The organism is Marinobacterium sp. xm-m-383, from assembly GCF_013283255.1.
Taxonomy (GTDB): Bacteria; Pseudomonadota; Gammaproteobacteria; order Pseudomonadales; family Balneatricaceae; genus Marinobacterium_E.
Genome location: NZ_WBYT01000002.1, coordinates 1 through 19,105, shown reverse-complemented (window position 1 = coordinate 19,105; position 19,105 = coordinate 1). Strand labels below are relative to the sequence as shown.

Genomic DNA, 19,105 nt, shown 5'->3' with positions numbered 1-19,105 from the left:
CCCGTTAATGTCGATAGATGTAGTCATTCTTGCGGCCGGTCAAGGCAGCCGTATGAAATCTAAACTCCCTAAAGTCCTTCACCCTTTGGCAGGAAAATCGCTGGTAAAGCACGTCATTGATCAAGCGAGTCAGTTAAACAACAGCGCGATGCATATTGTGGTTGGCCATGGTGCGGATCAGGTTAAAGAGGCGTTGTCCGATCTATCTTGCCAATTTTATACACAGGCTGAGCAGCTAGGCACGGGCCATGCCGTTGCACAGGCCTCAGCGGGTCTTCGTGCAGGCGGTGTTACGCTAGTGCTTTACGGCGATGTGCCATTAACGCCGGCGAGTGTGCTAGAGCAGATGGTACAGGTCGCTCAAACGGGTAAAGTGTCGCTTCTGACCGTTAACCTAGACGATCCGACGGGATACGGCCGTATTCTTCGAAGTGCGGTTAACGATGTTGTGGGTATAGTGGAACAGAAGGATGCCAATGAAGAGCAATTGGCGATCACTGAAGTGAACACTGGCATTATGGCGATGCCAACCGATCATCTAAACGAATGGTTGCCGCAACTCTCTTCCGATAACGCACAGGGTGAGTACTACCTAACTGATTTGATCGCAATGGCGGCGGAGTCGGGTGTAACGGTTCAGGCACTTCATCCTACATCTGAGTTCGAAGTACAGGGTGTGAATAATCGTCGACAACTCGCTGAATTAGAGCGTTGGTATCAACTTCAGCAGGCCAATGCTGCGATGGATGCTGGTGTTACCTTGGCGGATCCTGCTCGATTCGATGTGCGAGGGCAACTGAGGGTAGGGCAAGATAGCCACATTGACGTTAACTTCGTTGCAGAAGGCGAGGTACGCATTGGCTCAAACGTTGTGATTGGGCCTAATTGCAGCGTTAAAAATTCTATCATTGGCGATGGTGTAGAGATCCTTGCGAACACCCACATTGATGGTGCTGTCATTGCCGAGGCTTGCCAGCTGGGCCCCTTCGCTCGTATCCGTCCTGGCTCACAACTGGCGGCTGGAGTGAAAGTCGGCAATTTTGTTGAGACGAAGAAAGCTTTAGTTGGTAAAGGGTCTAAGTTGAACCACCTCTCTTACATTGGCGATGCACAGATCGGTGAAGAGGTAAATGTTGGTGCCGGAACCATTACCTGTAATTACGATGGTGTGAATAAATCTCTGACCGAGATTGGCGATCGCGCATTTATTGGTTCAAACAGTTCATTGGTTGCACCCGTGAAAGTGGGAGCAGGAGCAACCGTCGGCGCAGGCTCCACTATTACTAGCAAAGTGGAAGAGGATCAGCTCTCCGTTGCACGTGGTAAGCAGAGAAATATTTCGGGCTGGAAACGCCCAGTGAAGAAAGGTTAATTGTTATGTGCGGTATTGTAGGTGCAGTCTCTGAACGCCAGGTCAGCGGTATTCTATTAGAGGGTCTTAGTCGATTAGAGTATCGTGGCTATGACTCAGCGGGCATGGCCATTCATGATGGTCAATCGGTGAATCGTCTACGCCGTATTGGCAAAGTACAGGCTCTTAAGGATGCACAAGAAGCGTCACCGATCACAGGTACACTTGGCATTGCGCATACGCGTTGGGCCACCCATGGTGTGCCTGCAGAGCACAACGCTCACCCGCATATGTCAGGGGACAGTGTTGCAGTTGTTCACAATGGTATCATCGAAAATTTCGAAGAGCTAAAAGCTGAATTGCTTGCTGATGGTTTTCAATTCTCATCTGAGACTGATACAGAAGTAATCGCTCACTTACTTGCCAAGCTCCTTAAAGATGAAGATTCACTTCTAGCAGCCTTGCCAAAAGTCATCGCCCGTCTTGAGGGTGCATTCGCCTTGGGCGTGGTACACAAGGATCTACCAGACCAGCTCTATACCGCACGTAAAGGCAGTCCGCTGGTTGTTGGTGTCGGCATTGGTGAGAACTTTATCGCATCCGATCAGCTTGCACTGCTTCCTGTTACAGACCGTTTCATGTTTCTTGAAGATGGCGACATTGGCTGCCTAACTCGTGATGAGATTCGAATTTGGGATGCGACAGGTCAATCGGTTGAGAGAGCTGTGTCGCGTTACGAGCACTCAGCAAGTGCAGCTGAAAAAGGCGAATTTAAGCACTTTATGATGAAAGAGATCTATGAGCAGCCGACTGTAATGGCGGATGTGCTTGAAGGTCGTTTAACCGGAGATCGTCTTCTTGAGCAGTGCTTTGGTGCAGAGGCTGCAGAACTGTTTGATAACACTAAGCAGGTTTTAATTCTTGCCTGTGGTACTAGCTATCATGCCGGTATGGTGGCGCGTTACTGGATCGAAGAATTAGCTAATTTGCCATGTTCGGTAGAGGTGGCATCTGAGTTTCGTTACCGCAAAGCCGTTGTACCCGAAGGCACTCTATTGCTGACGATTTCTCAATCGGGTGAGACCGCTGACACCTTGGCCGCACTGCGTGATATTCAATCTCGAGTGGCGGGTTCATTAGCTATCTGTAACGTTCCTGGTAGCTCGCTGGTCCGTGAATCACAACTTTCTCTGATGACACAGGCAGGTCCAGAGATTGGCGTAGCGTCTACTAAAGCGTTCACGTCACAGCTTGTTGCTCTGATGCTGACAACGGTCGCGCTGGCCCGCCGACAGGGGCTGACCGATGAGAAAGAGGCCTACATCATCCACTCACTGCGCCAACTACCTGGTTTACTTGAGCAAGTGATTGGCTTGGATGATCAGATTCAGAAGATGTCAGAAGCGTTTGCTGAGAAGCACCACTCGCTCTTCCTAGGTCGAGGCGCGCTCTATCCAGTTGCAATGGAAGGCGCACTTAAGCTCAAAGAGATCTCCTACATTCATGCTGAAGCCTACCCTGCCGGTGAGCTAAAGCATGGTCCACTGGCTCTGGTCGACAAAGAGATGCCGGTCATTGCCGTTGCCCCGCGTAACGACATGCTGGATAAGCTGAAAGCGAATCTTCAAGAAGTTCGAGCGCGTGGCGGTGAGCTATTTGTCTTCGCGGAAGAAGGTACTATCCAAGAGGAAGAGGGTATTCATGTCATTGAACTGCCCGTTGTCGATTTCTGGTTAGAACCGCTGGTTTACACCATTCCTCTTCAGCTACTCTCTTATCATGTAGCTGTTCTAAAAGGCACCGATGTCGACCAACCCCGCAACCTTGCGAAATCAGTAACCGTAGAGTAGCAAACTACCTTGGGGCTAACCGCCCCATGGCAATCAAACCACCCACAACGATGATGGCGCCGCCAAGTAGCGTCATCAGTGTGGGTACCTCGCCCAGTAGAATTAATGCAGCCAGAGTGGCAAAGAGTAGCAGCGTGTAGTTAAACGGCTGCAGGGTGCTCGCATCTGCATAGTCCATCGCTTTAATGTAAAAAAGCTGGGAGCCAATATTCATAATGGCTAATGCGATTAGCAGTGCACTCTGCTCTGTCGATGGCTGAATCCACTGAAACAGGCCAAATGGCAGCGCCAGCACCAAACCTACTAGCCCCATGTAGAGGGTGTGTGTTTTGAATCCATCTCTGCCACTCAGGTATTTGGTTAGAATCGAGAAACTGGCTAATGCAATGGCGCCACTCAGCGGCATCAGTAACTCGATCGAGATACCGGCACTGCTCGGCTGAATGATAATCATCGCACCGGTAAGACCGATCAAAACCGCTATCACCCTTCTTCTCGTCAGTTCCTCTTTCAGGATAAATCGCGCCATAACCAACGTAATCAGGGGAAAAAGCGCGACGATCGCGTGTACCTTTGCCACCAACATCAGCGTGAATGACAGGTTAATAAAGATTATCTCGGTAATCGACAGCGCCGCACGACCCAGCTGCAGCATCGGCTGTGCCGATTTAAGTCCCACAACAGATTGCCGCAACCCTCCGGCAAGCATGACGGCAAACAGGGTAAAAAACAGGTATCGCACCAGTAACAACTGACTTAGGGGCAAACCCCCTACTAGCAGGTGTTTAGTGATGATGTCCTGAATAGCAAACGACAACATGGACGCTAAACAGAACAGAATACCGATGGTTGATGGTTGCATGATGGGCTTTGATACCTAGGGGATAATCTACTGAAGAGTTATAGCAAATCACCCCCTTGCCTGTCTTGAGTTAACGATACTATTAACTCATTAGCAGTGCTGCATTTCCCCCTGAAGCGGTGGTGTCTTCGCAAATATGTTGCTCTTTACGGTGGTAAACCGAGTGCCCTTTAGACTTGAGAAGTGGAATGATCGCCCCCTCCCTTTGACTGAGAGTAATACGAATCTGCTTACATAACGCTTCGTGAGCGCTAACAGATACGCCTGCCAAGTCTGCAAGCTCAGTTAACAGTCCTGGATCCAGATCGCCGGCCAAACAGATAATGGGTAGATCTTTCATGATGTCACTGTCAGGAATCTTTTTGGTTAGCAGTAGCGTTGGGTTGCCGGTTGATGCACTTGCAATGGCTTGCTGCCAAGCTTGCTCGTCGCCAGCGACTAACCAATAACCTCTAGCTGATGTGAATAGCTGATTATCTTCACCCGTAACACTAGGGCATTGTGTTAGAAGTTCACGAGCAAGAGGTTTAAATTGAGATCGCAGAGTCTGCCATGCTGATTGCACCTGTTCTGCTGATAGCAGGTCTAAGGGGTTAGGTTGATACTGACTCTCAATTGTCTCCGGTTGTGTTAGATTGACGAGATAGTTTGGCCCACCCGCTTTAGGTCCGGTCCCTGACATACCTTCCCCGCCAAAAGGCTGAGACTCGACTATAGCCCCAATCTGGTTGCGGTTGATGTAGCAGTTCCCCACGTTGAGTTCAGCACAGAGCCGCTCAGTTCTGTTCTGTATGCGTGAATGCATTGCGAAGGTTAGGCCATATCCACGCGCGTTAATATCGTTGACCACATCATCAAGTTGATCCGCATTGTATGGAGCAATATGTAAAATCGGGCCAAAGCGCTCGAAGTCCAAATCATGGATACCATCAACTTCAAGCAAGGTTGGTGTAACAAAATGACCGTCGAGCTCTTGAGTTTTAGTTTGATACACAATTCTTGAGCGTTGTTCTTCAATATAAGTATTCAACGCTTGCGCAGCTGTAGCATCAATAACAGGACCCACATCGCACTTCAGTTCGCTTGGATCGCCCACCTTTAACAGCGCCATGGCGCCGGTGATCATCTCGAGGATCTGCGGGTAAACCTCTCGCTGGACGTAGAGCATACGCAGCGCTGAACAGCGCTGGCCGGCGCTCTGGAAGGCTGATGCCATAACCGCTTTAACCACTTGTTCTGGTAGCGCAGATGCATCGGCAATCATCGCATTCAGGCCGCCAGTTTCAGCGACCAGCAGAGTATCTGGCGCAGCGTTATGCGCAAGTGCCTTCTCAATACGTTTCGCTGTGGCTGTCGAGCCGGTAAAGATCACTGCGTTCACGTCTGGGTGTGAGACCAGTGCATTACCCTGTTGTGCGCCTGTGCCGAACACAAGTTGTACTAGGTCAGTTGGCATGCCCGCTTCTTTCCAGAGTTCTATCGCTTTGCGAGCGACTAAACTGGTCTGTTCGGCCGGTTTAGCCAACACCGCATTGCCGGCACCAACAGAAGCCGCAATTTGACCGGTAAAGATCGCCAGCGGGAAGTTCCAAGGTGAGATGCAGACAGCCACACCTCGTGCCTCAGTTTGTTGATCAAGTCCGTCGCTCTCATCGGCGTAATAACGCAGAAAGTCGACCGCTTCACGAATTTCATTGATTGCATCAGCAAGAGTCTTTCCTGCTTCTCTGGCCAGTAGAGCGAGTAACTCAGGAGTGTCGCGTTCATAAAGATCTGCGATCTGTCGCAAGAGTTTTCCTTTGAGTGGCTTGTCTGCCCAAGCCGTTTGGGCAACCTTGGCCTGATTGAACAGCTGATCGACTGAGCTCAGATCAGTCGTTTGATAGTGCCCCAATAGCTCTTGCGAGTAAGGCTCTACAACAGGGACGTCACCTGTCTCGCCCCAAATTGTCTGCATAAAGAGTGAGCGGCTTGCTAAAAGCGCATCGACTTCTGCCTGTTCGCCAAGGTCAAAACCGCGAGAGTTACTCCTATCAGTGAATATTGCGCTGCCGGGTGTTACCGCTTGCTCGATGAGTTTCTGATGCACCGGACTCGCAACGACCTGCTGTGGCGGGATAGCCTCGTCAGCAAGCTGGCTAACAAATGAGGAGTTGGCTCCATTTTCAAGCAGACGACGCACGAGGTAGGCGAGTAGATCTTTATGCGTTCCAACGGGCGCATAGATACGACAACCTGTCTGGTGCTTCTCCAAGAGCTCTTGATGCAGCGCCTCTCCCATGCCATGAAGACGTTGCATTTCGAATGCAATGCCGGCCTCTTTGGCCCAGTTGAGTACACAGGCTGCTGTCTGGGCATTGTGAGTAGCAAATTGTGGGTAGATGCGGTCGCCGTAACGCACCAGTTTGCGCGCACAGGCGAGGTAGCTGACATCGGTGTGATGCTTTGCGGTGAACACCGGGAAATGGTCCAGCCCTTGCTCCTGCGCAAGTTTGATTTCGGTATCCCAGTAGGCACCTTTAACCAAACGCACCATCAGTTTGCGATTGCTCTGATCTGCCCAAGCGTAGAGTTGATCCAGTACCGAATAAGCTTTGCGGTTGTAAGCTTGCACAACAATACCCAGACCATCCCAACCGGAAAGCTCAGGCGCTTCAATCAGGTTGCGAATGATATCGAGCGATATCTCAAGGCGTGCGCACTCTTCAGCATCAATATTGAGGCCAATATTGTGCTCCTTAGCAAGTGAGCAGAGTGACAGCATGCGCTCACTTAATTGGGTAACTGCCTCGTCCTCATTGAATAGCTCGTAACGCGGATGCAGCGCCGACAACTTTACTGAGATGCCTGGATTCTTTTCGATCTGGGTTGATTTCGACTGCTCGATCAGTGCTAGCAGGGCGTTGCGGTATGAATTGAAATAGCGATCGGCGTCGGCCTGAGTATAAGCCGCCTCACCCAGCATATCGTAAGAGAAAGTGTAACCTTGGAACTCAAGTTTGCCGGCGCGCTCTTGGGCGCTTTTAATGCTTTCACCTAGGACGAAGGCACGACCCATCAGCCGCATACCTGCACCCACTCCGATTCGCATCGCGGCGAGTATTGCGCTGCGAAGGGGTTTCATCTTGAGGCTAGCGCTGCCCAGTTGCAGTCCCATGCTGGCGCCGCGAACAAGTGCACTGGTCTGCGCCGTTTTAACGGACCAGTCGCGGTTAGCGAGCTTATCAATAATCAGTTCGTTAGCCGTCTGTTTGTCCGGTACGCGTTGGTAGGCCTCAGCCAAAGTCATCAACGATAGTCCCTCTTGCGTGTCTAAAGGATAAGCACGAAGGAATTGCTCAAGGATAGACGGCTTAAAATTGTTACGAATCGCAGTGACTAGGTTGCTCGCCACTGTCTGGAGGTCAGGCGTGACCCACTGCAGAAGTTGCTCTTTCTCGATGAGCTGTTGCAGTTGATCTAATTCTGATTGGTCGCAATAGGGTATCTGGATGTGTGTGTTTTGAGCGTTCATGTTTAGCCCCTCTAAATTGATAATGCAATTATAGATTTAGACTTATAGGGCTTCTGTCTATTTTTATAGGTATATATAGACTTTAAAACTTATTATTTGCTTTAATTTAGATAACTAATAGTTAAATAATTTTATTGGTAGGCGATATGACTAATGTGTCTTTAGATAATTATGATTTGGCGATATTAAAAACCTTAGAGCAAAACGGGCGGATAACGGTCACTGAGTTGGCTGATAGAGTGGGATTATCTAAAACCCCCTGCCAAATTCGAATGAAGCGGCTAGAAAGCAATGGAGTGATACGTGGCTATACCGTAATCATGGATTACGGACTGCTCGATACTAATCATATTGCCTTTGTGCAGGTTAAGCTCAGTGACACCAGGGCTGCTGCTCTTGCTTCATTTAATGATGCAGTTGGCGCTGTGTCTGAAATAGAGGAGTGCCATATGATGGCTGCAGACTTTGATTACATCCTTAAAGTGCGTACACGCGATATCGCGAGCTATCGAGAGGTTCTGGGTGAAACTATTTCAGAGCTACCCTATGTCTCTAGTACCTCTACCTTTGTCTGTATGGAGGCTGTTAAAGAGCATGGCCAAGTCTTTGATGGTTAGCAAATCACCTAAATTTCTCTAATTTCTAGGAAAATTGATTTTTATAATATGAATAAAAAGAATATTTTCCAGTTTCTGTTCAATAAATAGGCAAAATCACCCATCAGGTCTGTTCTATAATTGATTAACCATCAATTGATCAGATGGTCTGACCAATACGTAACTGAAATCTGTTGTCTGAATGGTCAACATTCGATAATGTTAATGCGTTGCCAGTTGAAAAACTGCAGACACTGATCGCTACTACTTAATCGATAAAGTGGTGTGATGTTTCATTATAAGGAGAAGAGAATGAAAAAATTAGCATTGGCTGTAGCTGCAGCTTCAATGATCGCGGGTGCGGCGCAAGCTGGCAGCCACATGCCAAGCGAAGTTCGTCTTGGTGTTGCTCTAGGCTTTACAGGTCCTGCTGAATCACTTGCTGCTGATATGGCTGCAGGTGCAGAGATGGCTATGAAAGAAGTTGCTGATAGCGGCAAGCTTCTTGGTGGTGCTAAGGTTACTCCAGTTCGTGCTGACTCAACCTGTGTTGATGCTTCTGCTGCCGCTGCAGCCGCTGAGCGTCTAATCTCAGCTGAGAAAGTGGATGCGATTGTGGGTGCTCTTTGTTCTGGTGCAACGATCTCAATCCTACAGAACGTAGCGATGCCAAACGGTGTTCTTCTGTTCTCTCCTTCAGCGACTTCACCAGCGCTTTCAACTCTTGAAGATAACGGTTACTTCTTCCGTGCATCACCATCTGATGCTCGTCAGGGTCAAGTAATTGCTGAAATGCTTCAGGAGAAAGGTTACAAGTCGATCGCAATGACTTACACCAACAACGATTACGGTAAAGGCCTAGCGGACAGCATTCAGTCAAACTTCGAAGCGGCTGGCGGTAAAGTGACTATCAACACTCCACACGAAGATGGCAAAGGCGATTACGGTGCGGAAGTGGGTGCTCTTGCTCAGGCAGGTGGTGACATCCTAGTGGTTGCTGGTTACCTTGACCAAGGTGGTAAAGGCATCATTCAGTCATCTCTAGATGCGGGTGCATTTGATCACTTCTTCCTACCTGATGCGATGATCGGTGACAGCCTAACAGCTGCAATCGGTCCGGATCTAAACGGTTCAATCGGTACGGTTCCAGGTACTGACAGCCCTGGATCAGACTCTTACAAAGAGATGTTCACTGCGGCTACCGGTGCGGCACCTGGCCCATACTCTGACTACTCTTACGATGCAGCGGCTATGACGCTTCTAGCGATGCAGGCAGCAGGCACTAAAGATTCTAAAGTCGTTAAAGATCACGTCTTTGAAATCGCAAACGCTCCAGGCGAGAAAATCTACCCAGGTGAGCTAGCGAAAGGTCTTGAGATCCTAGCTAACGGCGGTCAGATTGACTACGTTGGTGCGACTGCGGTTGAGTTGATCGGCGGCGGTGAGTCAGCAGGTAGCTACCGTGAGATTCTGGTTAAAGACCAGCAGAACACAACTGTTCGTTACCGCTAAGCGATAGCGCATAAAACAGGCTCGGGGTTCACTGAATCTCGAGCCGTTTTTACATTTGAGCATTATGATTGTTGTAGAAAATCTCCATAAGCGCTTTGGCGGTGTTCATGCCGTGAATGACGCGTCCCTTCACATTAAGAAGGGCTCAATTACCGGTCTAATCGGTCCAAACGGTGCAGGTAAAACGACGCTGTTTAACGTGATCGCAGGCCACCACTCGCCCACTTCAGGTCGCATCACCCTTGATGGTGAAGACATTACCGGACTTAAGCCACATGAGCTGTTTGGTAAGGGTCTATTGCGCACCTTCCAGTTGGCTCACGAATTCTCTTCATTAACGGTTCGCGAAAACTTGATGATGGTACCACCTAATCAAGCTGGCGAAAGCTTAATGAATACCTGGTTCCGCAAAGATCTAGTGCGTGCTGACGAGCAGCGTGTGCGTGAGAAAGCGGACGAGGTGATCGATTTTCTAGAGATTGGTCACGTTGCAGATGAACTGGCTGGCAACCTGTCAGGTGGCCAGAAGAAGCTTCTGGAACTGGGTCGCACCATGATGGTGGATCCTAAAATTGTCTTCTTGGATGAGGTCGGTGCCGGTGTAAACCGTACGCTGCTCTACAAGATTGGCGATGCGATTAAAAAGCTGAATCAGGAGCGCGGTTACACATTCTGCCTGATTGAGCATGATATGGACTTCATAGCGCGTCTTTGTGACCCGGTTATCTGTATGGCGGAAGGTACTGTTTTAGCCGAGGGTACGGTTGATGAAGTTAAGAACAATGAGCAGGTGATCGAGGCTTACCTCGGTACCGGTTTGAAACATAAGCGGTAAGCGTACATGAGTTTTTTAATAGGTCAGAGTATGACCGGCGGCTACGGTGCTGCGGATATCCTCAAAGAGTGCACCATTGGTGTGGATCGAGGTGAGATCGCGGTTATCGTTGGCCCTAACGGTGCTGGCAAGTCGACGGCAATGAAGGCTACCTTTGGCATGTTGCCGCTGCGAGAAGGCCAGGTGATGTTTGATGGTGAGGACATTACCCACCTTAAACCTGAAGAGCGTGTGGTTAAAGGGATGGGGTTTGTGCCTCAAACCCACAACGTATTCACCTCGATGACGGTTGAAGAGAATCTTGAGATGGGCGCCTTCATACGTGAAGATGATATCTCCGATTCGATTGAACAGGTTTATGAACTCTTCCCCATTTTGAAAGAGAAGCGTCGCCAACCAGCCGGTGAGCTTTCAGGCGGTCAGCGCCAGCAAGTCGCGGTGGGTCGTGCCATGATGACGCAACCTAAGGTTCTGCTTCTGGATGAGCCCACAGCCGGTGTATCACCCATTGTGATGGATGAGCTATTTGATCGCATCATAGAGATTGCTCGCACAGGTGTAGCGATTTTGATGGTTGAGCAGAATGCGAAACAGGCGCTAGAGATTGCCGATAAAGGCTACGTGCTGGTGCAAGGCTCTAACCGATTCACAGATACAGGCGAAGCGTTGTTGGCTAACCCTGATGTTCGTCGCTCGTTCTTGGGGGGTTAATCGATGACTGACTTTATTAATGCCCTAATTGTTCTGGCTAACTTTATTCTTGTTCCTGCACTGACTTACGGCAGTCAGTTGGCGCTCGGTGCACTGGGTGTCACTCTGGTCTACGGTGTGTTGCGTTTCTCCAACTTCGCACACGGTGAAATGATGGCTTTTGGTACCATGATCACCATCTTTGGTACCTGGGGTTTACAGGCGCTGGGTGTCTCTATTGCACCGCTGCCAACAGCCCTGCTGGCGCTACCTTTGGGTATTGCCGGTGCTGTCGCACTCTCGTTGATCCTTGATAAAACCGTTTACAAATATCACCGCCAGCGCAAGGCGAGTCCGGTGATCTTCCTGATTGTCTCAATCGGTTTGATGTTCTTTATCGGTGGTCTGGTGCGATTCATTATCGGTCCTGGCGATCAGATCTTCTTTGACGGAACTCGTTTCATCTTCTCGGCGCGTGATTTCAAACGTGCGACGGGCCTTGATGAAGGGTTGGCTCTTAAGATGACTCAAGCGGTGACCATTATTACTGCGATTATTGTGGTAGCTGCCATGTTCTGGTTCCTGAACAAAACACGTACCGGCAAATCGATGCGTGCTTTTTCAGACAACGAAAATCTAGCACTGCTGTCGGGTATCAACCCAGATCGTGTCGTGATGATTACTTGGATCCTAGTGGGTGCGCTGGCGACCATTGCCGGTACTCTATACGGATTGGATAAGAGCTTTAAACCATTCAGCTTTATGCAGCTGCTCTTACCAATCTTTGCCGCAGCGATTGTCGGTGGGGTTGGTAACCCATTGGGTGCCATTGCGGGTGGTTACGTGATCGCCTTCTCAGAGATTGCCGTCACCTTCGCCTACAAGAAAGTCGTAACCTACTTGGGGCCTGATAGTTTCCAACCTGATTCGTTGGTTCAGCTGTTGGGCACCGATTACAAGATTGCGGTTTCATTCATCATCTTGGTTATCGTACTGATTGTGCGACCTACCGGTATTTTTAGTGGGAAGACCTTGTAATGAATCAGACATTTTTTAATCAATATCGCACTCCGATTCTCTACTCGGTGATGGCGCTTCTGCTTGTCATCGTCGGTGTGGGTCAGGGGTGGTCTGTCGCCTTTACCATTCTTAACCTCTGTTTGATCAGTGCCATCATGTCACTGGGTGTCAACATGCAGTGGGGTTATGCCGGTCTCTTTAACGTTGGTGTGATGGGCTTTGCAGCACTGGGTGGTTTGGCCGCGGTTCTGGTCTCTATGCCACCGGTTGAAGAGGCGCGTGCTGCGGGTGGTCAGGGCATTTTAGTCGGCCTGTTGATTCTAATTGCGACCATTTTCGTGTCGATCCTGGCGTGGAAACAGTTTGGGGCTAAGAGTAAGAAGACTGGCTATTGGATGCTGTTTGTCATCATAGCTGTGGGTTATGCCCTGATGCGTCTATTTTTCCTCCCTTCCGTTGAAGCAATCGAAGCGGTTAACCCCTCAGTGACTGGATATCTTGGTGGCTTAGGTCTGCCAATCATCCTCTCTTGGCCTGTGGGTATGGTGTTTGCGGCCGGTGCGGCTTACGTCATTGGTAAAGTTGCTTTGGGGCTTCGCTCTGACTACCTAGCGATTGCAACGCTGGGTATTTCTGAGATCGTTCTCTACTTCATTAAGAATGAAGAGTGGCTGACACGCGGTGTTAAAAACGTCAACGGTCTACCTCGTCCGGTTCCTTATGAGGTGGATCTACAACAGGCAACTTGGTTCCAGCAATTTGCTGCAGACTGGGGTATGGAAGTGGCAGAGGCCTCGTCTCTATTCGTTAAAGTATGTTACGCAGGGCTGTTTATCGTTGTCATTGCGATCTTGATGTACTTATCTGAGACGGCACTTAAGTCACCTTGGGGTCGTATGATGCGCGCTATTCGTGACAACGAAGTAGCCGCTGCCGCAATGGGTAAGGATGTTGTTAAACGTCACCTGACGATCTTTGTGATTGGCTCAGCGGTTATTGGCCTTGCTGGTGCAATGCTAACGACTCTGGATGGTCAGTTTACACCGGTTGGTTACCAGCCATTGCGTTTCACCTTCCTCATTTGGGTCATGGTGATCATTGGTGGCTCGGGCAATAACTGGGGTGCAGTCTTGGGCGGTTTCTTCATCTGGTTCTTCTGGATCGAAGCGGAGCCGATTGGTCTTTGGTTAGTGGATACCCTAACCTCTTTCATGGAGCCAACTCACTGGCTACGTCTGCACTTGATGGACAGTGCCGCTCACATGCGTCTGATGACGGTCGGTATCGTGCTTCTGATTGCATTACGATATGCCCCAGAGGGATTAATCCCCGAGCGAACGGCTCGTAAGCACTGATTCATAGCACTACTATGAGTGGGGTTGGGCTTCTAGTCCGGCCCCATTTTCATTTTTGTGACCTATCTTTTCTCAACTAGCGTAGACTAGGGTAATAACTTTTATTACTTGTAGGTCAATTGTGCAGCAGAAACCAGAACACTTCGGCTTTTTCCTAATGCCCGGTTTCTCGATCATCTCCTTTGCGGCGACGATTGATCCGCTGCGTCTTGCGAACCAGTTAAGTGGTCAAACTCTTTATGAGTGGCACTTTTATGGTCCAGCCGATCAGACCGTTACCTGCTCGACAGGTATGCGTTTCCAACCGACACGTCGCATGAACGATACAGAATCGATTGATCGTATGTTGGTGGTTGGCGGTATCGGTGCTCAACAAGAGTCCGAAACCTACTTGAACGATTGGCTACAGAATTTGGTTCGCAATGGTATCAGTTTAGGTGCAACCTCGACGGGCTCTCTGTTATTGGCTGAAGCCGGTGTGTTAGAGGGTAAAACCTGTACGGTCCACTGGGAGGAGCGTGATCAGCTGACGGAGCTCTACCCAGATCTTAACGTCAGTGAAGAGCTTTATGAGATTGATGGCAACCTGATGACTTGTTCTGGTGGTTTGTCGGGTTTGGATATGATTCTTCAGCTGATTACGATTCGCCATGGTGAATCTTTAGCCCACCAAGTCGCTGAGCACTGTATTCACCCCAACATCCGTCCTGCTCATGATAAGCAGCGTATGAAGCTGCAGCTTCGCCAACACGGCAGTCACCCTCGCCTGACACAAGCGCTGGAGTTGATGCGTGAGCACATTCAACCGGTTCTAAGTTGTGAGCAGATCTCCGATCGAGTTGGGCTCTCAACCAGACAGTTGGAGCGACTGTTTAGACAGCACCTGAACTCATCACCGACAAACTACTACATGAGTTTGCGTCTTGAGTTTGCACGTCAGCAGTTGAAGGCGACTCGTCTTCCGATTCAAACGGTTGCGAAAAAAGCGGGATTTACATCCACTAGCTATTTTTCACGTTGTTACAAAAAGCAGTTTGGATTGACGCCAAGAGAGGCAAGAACGGGTGTGCACCGCATGATTGAACTGGGTGAAAAAGCGTAAAAGAGAGATCAAATTTCCAATAGGCTCTGCCTCGATCTCTCTTTTTATTGTGAGCGGTTGCGACTATTTTTCGTCGAACCAACTCTCTTCATTGAAATAGGTCGAGAGCTCTTGCTCTTCGCGACGCTGCTCTATGGCTCTGCGAGCATTAAGCAGTCGCTGTGATTGACACTTTTGCTCCTCTTGCGTCTTCTCCTCTTCGAAGCCCACAAGCAGATCAAAAATTTGAGTTTTTACTGGATCTAGTTCTTCTTCACGAATCAGCATAGGTCAACCTCCTAAGCAAACGTCCATGAACGGATCGCTCATGGCTACACTGTTCTAATCTCTTTTTACTGAAAGCGTCTCAGTAATGCAACCGCGACGATTGTCGTAAAAAAGTGTTACGAAAAAGTGAAACGTAAAATGCGTTAGTCAGGTCGGCGCATCATCAGGCGACGATCGTTTTGACGAAGACTTCTAAGACTGCGTTTGATCGTCTTAAGATGCTCGACGGCATTAGGTCCCAACCGCATCGCAACTCCAACAGCTATTACGTCGATGACAACAAGGTGGACCACGCGAGATGACATCAGAGTACTTAGGTCTTTGTCCTCTTCTACGTCGATAAAGATCGGTATGGTTGCCAGTTCAGCTAGTGGGGTGTTGGCTGGGCAGAGCGTGATAACGGTTGCGCCAGTATCTCTAACAAGCTTGACACTGTGTAGAAGGTCCTTGGTGGTACCCGTTTGTGAGATGGCAACCACCACATCCCCTTCGCCAAGTGTGACGGCTGAGATGGTCTGCATGTGAGGATCTGAATAGGCGGCTGCAGAGATCTTAAGGCGGTAGAGTTTGTGTTGTGCATCGGCACAGACCGGCGCAGATGCACCCAGGCCATAGAACTCCACTCGACGCGCTGAAGCGATCGCCTGAATGGCCTCCTCTAGCGCTCGGTCATCTAACTGCTCTCGTGCTTCGACCAGATTACCCATCATTGAGTCAAAGATCTTGTGCTTAAACTCTAGAACGGTGTCGTCATGGTTCATTGAGAACTGTTCGAAGGTTGAGTTACTGGCCAGCGCTTGCGCTAATGTCAGTTTAAAATCTTGGAACCCATCGTATTGAAGCGCTCGACAGAAACGAACCACCGTTGGCTCAGAGACCATCGCTTCTGATGCCAGATCAACAATACGCATATGAATGATGTCATTCGGCTGTGCTAGAACGTAATCAGCCACTTTCTGTTCTGATTTACGCAGCTTGGCTTTGGCATCGCTGATCTGTTTAAGAAGGTTAGCTGAGTTCACGCTAGGATCCATTTCTATAGAGTGTTGCGAGATAGTATATCAAGGCATACAAATCTTGCAGTAGCTTCGGTATCCTAATAACAGATATTAGGATTTGTTGGTTCATGCGATCTATTTTTACCCTATTTTTTGTTCTATTTAGCGCGACGGCTGTTGCAGCCCCTGACCCCGCTAAACTAGACCTTGCCTCTGTCAGTGTTATGATCAAAGACCTAGACACGCAAGAGGTGCTCTATGAGCGCAACGCCGATCGCGTTCAACCGATCGCGTCGTTGACGAAGTTGATGACAGGATTAGTAACTTTAGATGGCCGCCTTCCGATGAAGGAGCGGATCACGATTGAAGTGAATCAGATACCGGAGATGCGCAATGTTCACTCTCGCATTCGTGTTGGAAGTAATCTTCCGCGAGCAGATGTACTACACATCGCTTTGATGTCATCGGAAAACCGCGCAGCGGCCACTTTGGCTCACGCTTACCCTGGCGGTGCTAAGCAGTTCATCGATAATATGAACTGGACGGCACAGGGCTTGAGTATGACCAACACGAGATTCCAGGAGCCTACCGGACTCTCCGAAAAGAACGTCTCTACTGCAAGTGATCTGATGCGTCTGCTGGAGGCGGTGAGTCTCTATCCAACTCTCTCCAAAGTAACGACCTCTTCTAAACGTGATGTGATCTTTAAACGGCCACGCACGGCCATGGCGTTTTTTAATACCAATACCTTGGTTAATAAAAAGAGTTGGTCCATTCAGATCAGTAAAACCGGTTATACCGATGATGCAGGCCGGTGTTTGGTTCTTAAAACACGCATCAAAGGTCGTAATCTAGGCATTGTCCTATTGGACTCCTACGGTAAACGCACCCACCTAGCCGATGCGCAACGCATCAAACGTTGGCTTGAAAAGGGTAGCAGCGGCAAGGTACCAAGAGGTGCTGCGAATTACCGAGATCAGAAATTAAAATCATTGATGACAGCATCGCGCTGATCCCAGAGGTAGCTATGGCTTATCGTGTCATTCCCGTCACCCCTTTTGAACAGAACTGCACTCTCTTCTGGTGTACAGAGACTAAAGAGGCGGCCGTTGTGGACCCAGGTGGTGATCTGCAAAAAATCATGGCTGCAATCGAAGAAGAGGGCGTGACGCTGACGAAGATTCTACTGACTCACGGCCATATTGATCATGCCGGTGCATCGGCCACCCTAGCAAAATCGATGGATGTTAAGATCATTGGCCCCCAGCAAGCTGATCTGTTCTGGATCGAAGGGTTAGAGCAGCAGAGTCAGATGTTTGGTTTTCAGCAGGTGCAGGGCTTTGTGCCGGATCAGTGGCTCAATGATGGTGACACCGTTATGGTTGGTAATATCACACTGGATGTCATTCACTGTCCGGGTCATACCCCAGGGCATGTGGTGTTTGTTGATCGTAAGGCAAAAATTGCTCAGGTGGGTGATGTCCTGTTTAAGGGCTCGATTGGTCGTACCGACTTCCCACAGGGTGATCATGCAACGTTAATCAGCTCTATTAAAGAGAAGCTGTTTCCTCTTGGCGATGATATCCGCTTTATACCGGGGCACGGTCCTGAATCGACCTTTGGTGATGAGCGACTCACCAACCCCTTTGTGGCCGATCGCTGGGGCTAGTGATTCTTAGTGTTGTAGCTCGTTGATGAGGTCCATCACTTCAACGGGCAACCCTTTCTTCTGGGTAATGACGGCTTCTAGGGGTGTGGTGCTCACTGCACCTTTTGTTACCCCCACCATCACATCCGTTTTCCCTTCAAGCAGTGTATGAATGGCGCAGTTACCCAGCGTAGCAGCAAGCAGGCGGTCATGCGCTGTTGGCTTTCCACCACGCTGCAGATGACCTAAAACACAGACTCTAGGGTCTTCACCTAGCTGTCTCATCTCTTCAGAGAGTTGATTAGACCAGCCACTCTTTCCAGCTTCAGCGACGACAATAATGCCACTGGAGCCAATGCCCTCTTTGCGTCGCTGTGCCAGCTGTTGGCTGATATCGGTAATATCAGACTGGTGTTCGGGAACAATGACCATTTCCGCGCCGGCGGCAATGGCAACATGACAGGCAAGCAGGCCGTAGTTACGCCCCATTACCTCAACTAAGAAGTGACGATCATGTGAATAGGCAGTATCACTGATTTTATCGATGCCTTCGACGGCGGTCGTTACAGCGGTATCAAACCCAATACTGTCATCAGTACCATAGATATCATTATCAATGGTGCCTGGTAGACCAATAACGGGAATGGAGAACTCTTGATAGAGTGCATGGGCACCTGAAAGTGAGCCGTCACCCCCAATGACAATTAATGCTTCGATGCCGTGCTTCGAGAGAATATCGAAAGCGCGTTGTCGTGTGGCCGGTTCATGAAACTCAAGACAGCGAGCACTCTTTAGATAGGTTCCCCCTCTATGACAGAGTCCACTGACACTTTTGGAATTAAGTGTTTCGAACTCCTCATTCAGCAATCCTGCATATCCACGATGAATACCGATCACCTCAATACCAAAAGAGGTCGCCGTTCTAACCAATGCCCGAATAGCAGGATTCATTCCAGGTGAATCTCCGCCACTGGTTAAGATGGCAACTTTAGAAAAGGAAGTAATGTGGGAGTACTGAGGTAACTGATACATAAAGAGTCCAAAAGTGCTTATCCCTGAATACTAGCGATAATTTGGGTAAAAAATGAGCAAAAAATAGGGGCTTTTGTACAGTTAATGATCAGTTTTAATCTTTTTTTAAAAAAAGTGAAAAAAAACCAAAATAGGCGTTGACCCTAAGTCTAATATCGGTAAGATACGCACCTCGCTTGAGACGAGTACTCAAGCAGCCACCAAGAGATCGGTGGCACGCTCTTTAACAATTAATCAGGTAATGCGTGTGGGCGCTTGTTGAGGTTGAGCACAAAAGCTTAACAAGACAAGCAACCTATATGTGAATTCATTTAGCGTAATGTTTTTCTTGAGCAAGATTTAGATAGTCATTTATGACTGTCGAACTTTTTAACTGAAGAGTTTGATCATGGCTCAGATTGAACGCTGGCGGCAGGCCTAACACATGCAAGTCGAGCGGTAACAGAGAGAAGCTTGCTTCTTTGCTGACGAGC

General features: G+C 49.1%; 16 protein-coding genes and 1 rRNA gene. 12 read left to right on the top strand and 5 right to left on the bottom strand.

Annotation, left to right across the window (positions count from 1 at the left end):
- Window positions 1-7 precede the first annotated feature (7 nt).
- Both glmU and glmS read left to right on the top strand, forming a co-directional pair.
- Window positions 8-1,372 carry a bifunctional UDP-N-acetylglucosamine diphosphorylase/glucosamine-1-phosphate N-acetyltransferase GlmU gene (gene glmU, locus XMM383_RS03650; RefSeq protein WP_173494533.1) on the top strand — a complete coding sequence of 455 codons (1,365 nt, stop codon included), beginning with the start codon at window positions 8-10 and terminating at the stop codon, window positions 1,370-1,372.
- Window positions 1,373-1,377: 5 nt separating this feature from the next.
- Window positions 1,378-3,201 carry a glutamine--fructose-6-phosphate transaminase (isomerizing) gene (glmS, locus tag XMM383_RS03645; protein WP_173494532.1) on the top strand — a complete coding sequence of 608 codons (1,824 nt, stop codon included), beginning with the start codon at window positions 1,378-1,380 and terminating at the stop codon, window positions 3,199-3,201.
- Between the two features lie 4 nt (window positions 3,202-3,205).
- Here the strand turns inward: glmS and XMM383_RS03640 are convergent, their stop codons facing one another.
- Together XMM383_RS03640 and putA are read right to left on the bottom strand one after the other, a co-directional pair.
- Entirely contained in the window at window positions 3,206-4,063 is an 858-nt protein-coding gene (locus XMM383_RS03640) for a DMT family transporter (RefSeq protein WP_173483705.1), read from the bottom strand.
- An 82-nt stretch (window positions 4,064-4,145) separates the two neighbouring features.
- Window positions 4,146-7,577, bottom strand: a complete 3,432-nt coding sequence (putA, locus tag XMM383_RS03635) for a bifunctional proline dehydrogenase/L-glutamate gamma-semialdehyde dehydrogenase PutA (protein ID WP_173494531.1) — start codon at window positions 7,575-7,577, stop codon at window positions 4,146-4,148.
- A 146-nt stretch (window positions 7,578-7,723) separates the two neighbouring features.
- Here putA and XMM383_RS03630 point away from each other — a divergent pair, with 146 nt between their 5' ends.
- The 7 genes from XMM383_RS03630 (at window position 7,724) to XMM383_RS03600 (ending at window position 14,687) form a co-directional block, all read left to right on the top strand.
- Entirely contained in the window at window positions 7,724-8,194 is a 471-nt protein-coding gene (locus XMM383_RS03630) for an Lrp/AsnC ligand binding domain-containing protein (protein ID WP_173482145.1), read from the top strand.
- A 291-nt stretch (window positions 8,195-8,485) separates the two neighbouring features.
- Window positions 8,486-9,685 carry an ABC transporter substrate-binding protein gene (locus XMM383_RS03625; protein ID WP_173482144.1) on the top strand — a complete coding sequence of 400 codons (1,200 nt, stop codon included), beginning with the start codon at window positions 8,486-8,488 and terminating at the stop codon, window positions 9,683-9,685.
- Window positions 9,686-9,749: 64 nt separating this feature from the next.
- Window positions 9,750-10,520 carry an ABC transporter ATP-binding protein gene (locus XMM383_RS03620; RefSeq protein ID WP_173482143.1) on the top strand — a complete coding sequence of 257 codons (771 nt, stop codon included), beginning with the start codon at window positions 9,750-9,752 and terminating at the stop codon, window positions 10,518-10,520.
- Window positions 10,521-10,526: 6 nt separating this feature from the next.
- Window positions 10,527-11,231: an ABC transporter ATP-binding protein gene (locus tag XMM383_RS03615; RefSeq protein ID WP_173482142.1), complete on the top strand. Its 705-nt coding sequence runs from the start codon at window positions 10,527-10,529 to the stop codon at window positions 11,229-11,231.
- Window positions 11,232-11,234: 3 nt separating this feature from the next.
- Window positions 11,235-12,248, top strand: a complete 1,014-nt coding sequence (locus XMM383_RS03610; RefSeq protein ID WP_173482141.1) for a branched-chain amino acid ABC transporter permease — start codon at window positions 11,235-11,237, stop codon at window positions 12,246-12,248.
- Window positions 12,248-13,585 (top strand): branched-chain amino acid ABC transporter permease, encoded by a 1,338-nt coding sequence (locus XMM383_RS03605; RefSeq protein ID WP_173482140.1) that lies wholly within the window; start codon window positions 12,248-12,250, stop codon window positions 13,583-13,585. Before XMM383_RS03610 ends, XMM383_RS03605 begins: the two co-directional genes overlap by 1 nt.
- Window positions 13,586-13,706: 121 nt before the next feature.
- The gene (locus XMM383_RS03600) at window positions 13,707-14,687 is read left to right on the top strand and encodes a GlxA family transcriptional regulator (RefSeq protein WP_371731475.1); all 981 of its coding nucleotides are present in this window, start codon (window positions 13,707-13,709) and stop codon (window positions 14,685-14,687) included.
- Between the two features lie 63 nt (window positions 14,688-14,750).
- On the opposite strand, the gene XMM383_RS03595 is transcribed toward XMM383_RS03600, so the two are convergent.
- Both XMM383_RS03595 and XMM383_RS03590 read right to left on the bottom strand, forming a co-directional pair.
- Window positions 14,751-14,954: a PA3496 family putative envelope integrity protein gene (locus XMM383_RS03595; RefSeq protein ID WP_173482139.1), complete on the bottom strand. Its 204-nt coding sequence runs from the start codon at window positions 14,952-14,954 to the stop codon at window positions 14,751-14,753.
- A 143-nt stretch (window positions 14,955-15,097) separates the two neighbouring features.
- Window positions 15,098-15,976 carry an SIS domain-containing protein gene (locus XMM383_RS03590; RefSeq protein ID WP_173482138.1) on the bottom strand — a complete coding sequence of 293 codons (879 nt, stop codon included), beginning with the start codon at window positions 15,974-15,976 and terminating at the stop codon, window positions 15,098-15,100.
- 104 nt (window positions 15,977-16,080) lie between these two features.
- Between XMM383_RS03590 and pbpG the strand changes: the two genes are divergently transcribed.
- The gene (gene pbpG, locus XMM383_RS03585; RefSeq protein WP_173482137.1) at window positions 16,081-16,965 is read left to right on the top strand and encodes a D-alanyl-D-alanine endopeptidase; all 885 of its coding nucleotides are present in this window, start codon (window positions 16,081-16,083) and stop codon (window positions 16,963-16,965) included.
- 14 nt (window positions 16,966-16,979) lie between these two features.
- On the top strand, window positions 16,980-17,621 hold the full coding sequence (locus XMM383_RS03580; protein ID WP_173482136.1) for an MBL fold metallo-hydrolase: 642 nt from the start codon (window positions 16,980-16,982) through the stop codon (window positions 17,619-17,621).
- A gap of 6 nt (window positions 17,622-17,627) precedes the next feature.
- On the opposite strand, the gene pfkA is transcribed toward XMM383_RS03580, so the two are convergent.
- Window positions 17,628-18,632 (bottom strand): 6-phosphofructokinase, encoded by a 1,005-nt coding sequence (gene pfkA / locus XMM383_RS03575; protein ID WP_173482135.1) that lies wholly within the window; start codon window positions 18,630-18,632, stop codon window positions 17,628-17,630.
- Window positions 18,633-19,002: 370 nt separating this feature from the next.
- Here pfkA and XMM383_RS03570 point away from each other — a divergent pair.
- Window positions 19,003-19,105, top strand: a 16S ribosomal RNA gene (locus XMM383_RS03570); the annotation flags it as partial.